Source organism: Streptomyces sp. NPDC006265 (assembly GCF_040613555.1).
GTDB lineage: Bacteria > Actinomycetota > Actinomycetes > Streptomycetales > Streptomycetaceae > Streptomyces.
This window is the reverse complement of the sequence record NZ_JBEXSH010000689.1, coordinates 1-5,024: the sequence shown is the minus strand read 5'-3', so window position 1 is coordinate 5,024 and position 5,024 is coordinate 1. Positions and strand designations below refer to the sequence as shown.

The 5,024-nt window shown below is 70.1% G+C and carries 4 protein-coding genes and 1 pseudogene; all 5 read left to right on the top strand.

Annotated elements, in window-relative coordinates; all coding sequences use genetic code 11:
- Positions 1–94 (top strand): annotated as a pseudogene (locus tag ABZ281_RS37555) (peptide deformylase); the annotation flags it as partial.
- Between the two features lie 908 nt (positions 95–1,002).
- Positions 1,003–1,197: a hypothetical protein gene (locus ABZ281_RS37550; RefSeq protein ID WP_356662516.1), complete on the top strand. Its 195-nt coding sequence runs from the start codon at positions 1,003–1,005 to the stop codon at positions 1,195–1,197.
- 127 nt (positions 1,198–1,324) lie between these two features.
- Entirely contained in the window at positions 1,325–1,912 is a 588-nt protein-coding gene (locus ABZ281_RS37545; RefSeq protein ID WP_356662515.1) for a P27 family phage terminase small subunit, read from the top strand.
- Entirely contained in the window at positions 1,890–3,629 is a 1,740-nt protein-coding gene (locus ABZ281_RS37540) for a terminase TerL endonuclease subunit (protein WP_356662514.1), read from the top strand. The genes ABZ281_RS37545 and ABZ281_RS37540 overlap by 23 nt, the downstream gene beginning before the upstream one ends.
- Positions 3,630–3,651: 22 nt before the next feature.
- Positions 3,652–5,024, top strand: a 1,373-nt coding sequence (locus ABZ281_RS37535) for a phage portal protein (protein ID WP_356662513.1), incomplete at its 3' end; no start/stop codon positions are given.

Below are 5,024 nucleotides of genomic sequence, written 5' to 3'. Positions count from 1 at the left end.
CGTCGAGGGATTCACGATGACCGGCGACCCCGTCACCGTCCACGGCACGGGCTTCTTCGCCCGCTGCCTGCAACACGAGTGCGACCACCTGGAGGCACACGAGGCCCCGCCCACCAGCGGGGCCTTCTGCATGCCCGGAGGCTCACCCATGCCCCTCCGCACTACGCCCGCCAAGGCCATCGCACAGATCATGCGCAGGGACCCCAACGGAGTCGGCCAGTACCGAGCAGAGCTGAAGTACTTCCACGTACCCCAGCGCCACATCCTCGGCATGACCAACGCCTACGCGGTCGTGGATGAGGCGTTCACTTGGGGCCAGCCCTCGGGAAACGAAGCCGCCGAGCGCTTCCAGCGAGCCTTCCTCGACGGAGCTGACATAAGGCGCAGCGACTACTACCGGGGCGCCCATCTGGTTCCCCAGGTGCCAGGCGCATCGGCCTACGAGGAGTGATCGCCGTGGACGCCAGACTCCTGCGTCAGGCAGCAGTACACGGCCCCGAGTTCGTGAGCCAGCTACTCCAGCTCGAGGCCGTACTCCACTCCGTCGCAGCCACGCTCGCCAAGGCAGCCACACAGGGCCAAGAGGGGTACGCCCTTGCACCACCCCCCGAGGACACCCCCCACCACGTGACCCGCCCCAGTCAGCCCCCCTATGCCCTCCCGCCCCCGTAAGCCCTGCTCCGTACCCGGATGCCCTGAGACGGTCGCCCAGGGCAGATGCGAGAAGCACACACGCCAGGCTGAGCAGATCAGGGGCAGCAGCTCAGAGCGTGGATACGACAGCAGATGGGCAAGGTGCAGGGCCAACTACCTGTATCACCATCCATGGTGCGTGCTCTGCGGAAGGCCAGCACGCACAGCGGACCACTACCCGCTCTCGCGTAAGCAGCTGGTCGCGCGAGGCGATCCAGACCCAGACGCGGACAAGCATCTGAGGCCACTGTGTGTGCCTTGCCACTCGTCCGAGACCGCACGCCATCAACCCGGAGGGTGGAACGCCCGGTGATCACCCATCAGCCCACACCCGAGCAGCTCGAACGCCTCGAACAGGCACGCCTCGCGGCCTCCCACACCGACGCAGCCGTCGCCGAGGCCCGCGCGAAGCTCGCACAGGCCCTCGCCGAGCACTCCGAGGCACAGGCCGCCCTCAACCGCGCGATCAACACCACCCTCTATGGCACCACCCCTGGGGGGTGACTCCCCCCAGGCCCCCAAGGTCGCCCGCCGGGGAGGGAAAATCCTGTGCCCGCGAATCGGGGCCTTCTGATCGCTGGGCGTAGGCCCCTGCACCGTTACGCATCGTGACCGGACGGGGGTGATCGTCGTGCCGGTCCCCGGACGCAAGCCGAAGCCCGCCCTGCAGGTCGTGCGCGAGGGCAACCCCGGCCACCGGCCGGTACGCGAGGGCGTGAAGGTCCCGCCGTCCGAGCTCACCGAGCCGGACTGGGCCGACGTCTTCCCGGTCGTCAAGGTCCCCGCGAAGCCGCGGGCACCGCGTGGCGCGGACGACGAGGAGCTGAAGGAGTACCGGCGCGAGGTCGAGGCCTGGCAGCGGGTCAAGCTGGCGAGCGAGGCCGCCGACTTCAGCCGGGCCGTGGCCGCGCGCGAGTGGGCGCGCGTCGTCCCGCTCCTGCAGATGGCGGCCGGGCTGTCCGCCGTCGACCGCTCCACAGCTGTGGACTACTGCCTGTGCGTTGCCCGGCTGGAGTGGTGCGAGCGGCGCCTGTCCGTCGAGGGGCTGATCTCGATGGGGCAGCGCGGGCCGTGCCGCAACCCGCTGACGACGATCGCCACGCAGTACCGGACGCAGCTGAAGGCGTACATCGGCGAGCTCGGGTTGTCGCCGTCGTCGCGGGGACGGATCGCGCCGCCGGAGGGCGGGGACCCTGATGACGACTCCGTCTTCGACTGACGGCCGCTACCACCTCACCTTCGAGGACGAAGCCGACGAGCTCCCCGTACCGCACGCCGCGCTGCACGAACTGGGGCTGACCGACGAGGACATCGCCAAGGCCCTGGCCTCCAAGCCGCTGGTCGTGGCGAACCAGGCCCACCTGAAGCCCGGCGCCTGGTTCGACGTGCCGGCCGCGCTGCGGGCGAAGAACGCCATCGAGTCCTTCAAGCACACGAAGGGCCGGTGGGGCGGCACTCCGTTGCTGCTCGCGCCCTGGCAACTGGTGTGGGCGATCGCGCCCGTCTTCGGGTGGCTGTACGACGACGAGGAAGCGGGCCGCCCGGTCCGCGTCATCCGCACCGCGTGGATCGAGGTGCCCCGCAAGAACGGCAAGTCGACAATCTCGTCGGGGGCCGCGCTGACGCTGCTGCTCGCCGACCGCGAGGTCGGCCCCGAGGTGTACGCGGCAGCCGGGTCGCTGGACCAGGCGAAGCGCGTGTTCGACGACGCGAAGCGCATGGCGCAGACCAGCCGGGCCGTGCGTGGGCGCGTGGACGCGCGGGCGGCCGCGCTGCTCACTCCGCGGACCGGCGGAGTGCTGCGGGCTCTGTCGAAGATCGCCGAGACGGCGCATGGCCTGAATGTGTCCGGCGGCGTGATCGACGAGGTTCACGTCCACAAGAAGCGCGACCTGGTCGACGCGATCGAGACCGGCACGGGCGCCCGTGACCAGCCGCTCATCATCTTCATCACGACAGCGGATGAGGGCGACGAGGGCACGATCTACGACGAGAAGCACACGTACACCGTGCGCGTCGCCGAGATGGTCGTGGAAGACCCGTCGCACTACGGCGTGATCTGGGCGGCGGAGGAGAAGGACGACCCGTTCGCCGAGTCGACCTGGCGCAAGGCCAATCCCGGGCTGGGGGCGTCGCCGACGCTGGCGTATCTGCGCAAGGAGGCCGCCAAGGCGAAGGTGACGCCGTCGTACTTCCCGACGTTCTGCCGGTTGCACCTGAACCGGCGGATGCGCTCGAAGGTGCGGTGGCTGCCGATGCCGCTGTGGGACGCCAACGAGGGCGAGCTCACCCCGGCCCGCCGGCAGCGGTTCCAACCGGCGTGGGGCGGCCTGGACCTGTCGGCGGTATCAGACCTGTCGGCGTGGCTGCTGGTGGTGAAGTCCCGCCAGCCCGGCAAGGAACTGGAGATCATCCCCCGTTTCTGGGTGCCGGAGGACCGGTGCGACGAGCTGGGGCACCAGCTGCAGGTGCCGCTGCGCGAGTGGGCGGAGGCAGGGCTGCTGACGCTGACCGAGGGCGACGCGATCGACTACGCCGCGATCGAGGATCAGATCCTGGCCGACTCGCGCACCTACCGGATTCAGCGCGTCAGCTACGACCGGATGTTCGCCGGCGGATCACTGCAGCGCATCGAGGCCAACCCGCGCATCGGCGAGGTCGTCCCGGTCAGCCAGACGTACCTCGGCATGGGCCCGGGGGCGAAGGAGACCGAACGCCTGCTGCGTGAGCGGGCGTTCGTGCACGACGGCCACAAGGTCCTGCGCTGGAACGCGGGATGCGTCGAGGTCATCCGCGACGGCAACGACAACATCCGCCCGGTCAAGCCCAAGCGCGACGAGTCCACATCGCGCATCGACGGCATCGCCGCCCTGGTGATGGCCATGGACGGCTACCTGCGCCGCAAGGCCGTCCAGGACACCGCAGACAGCGCGTGACGCGCAGGAAGGGAGGGCGCACGTGCTCACCGACACGGAGAACCGGCTGGCCGACACGGACAGCCCGGAGACGATGATCCGCAAGCTGCGCGCCCGCCTGGACAAGCGGGAGTCCAAGGTCCAGGAGTGGAACTCCCTGTACGAGGGGGAGCGGCCGCTGAAGTACGCCAGCCCGGAGTTCAGCGAGCAGACCGGGGGCCTGTTCGACGACTTCTCCGACAACTGGTGCAAGACCGTGCCGGACACCCTGCGCGAGCGCCTGGCCGTCATCGACTTCGAGGGCGAGGACGGCACCTCCGACAAGGAGGCGATGAAGGCCTGGAAGCGCACCCGCGCGGACGTCGAGGTCGGCCTGGCGATCCTGGACGCTCTGGTCGTCGCGCGCTCGCACGCCATGGTGTGGAACCCCGGCGGCGCCTCCGACATCACGTTCGTGCCCGCCGGGCAGGCCATCGTGGACTACGTGCCCGGCACCCGCGGTGTGCGGCGTTCCGGGCTGCGGATCTGGTCGGACGGCTCCCACGAGTTCGCCACTCTGTTCGTGCGGGCCCTCCCGGACACCCCGGCCCGCGTCTACCGCCGGCAGCGCACCGTCAACGGCGGCGAGTGGGTGACGCGGGCCATCGGCCTGCGCCGCTCCGAGCAGGTCGACATGGTCAACCCGATGGGTAACGAGGTCCCGTTGGTGGAGATCGCGAACCGGGCACGGCTGCACGGCAAGCCCCAGTCGGAGATCGCCCAGGTGGCCCCGCTGCAGGACGGCGTGAACACCCTGTGGGCGCACCTGTTCACCGCGGCCGACTTCGCCGCGCTGCCGCAGCGTGTGGTCCTCGGCATGGACCGGCCGACCAAGGACATCGTCGACCCCGAGACCGGCGACATCATCGACGTGGAGAACGTCCCGCTGGGGCAATACTCCAAGGACCGCCTGCTGTGGCTGTCGAAGGTCGGCGCGAACATCGGCCAGTTCTCCGCCGCGGACCTGAACGCCTACCTTCAGGTCATCTCGCAGTGTGTCCGGCACATCGCCGCTCAGACCAGGACGCCCCCGCAGTACCTGCTGGGCGAGATGGCGAACATCGCCGCCGACGCGCTGGAGTCCGCGGAGTCCGGCCTGGTCGCCAAGGCCATGGACAAGCAGCTGCACTTCGGCGCCGACCTGCGCGAGATCATGCGGCTGGAGGCCCTCGCCGCCGGCGACCCGGCCCGAGCAGCCTCCCTGTCCATGGGGCGCACCGTGTGGCGCGACGCGCAGTTCCGCTCCGTCGCCCAGTACGCGGACGCCCTGACGAAGTACAAGGCGGCGGGTGCGCCCCTGGCCGACCCCGGCCTTCCGGCCACCGTGCCGGCCATCGGCCGCACCTGGCCCGTCGGCTTGCGCCCCCGTGTCCTGAG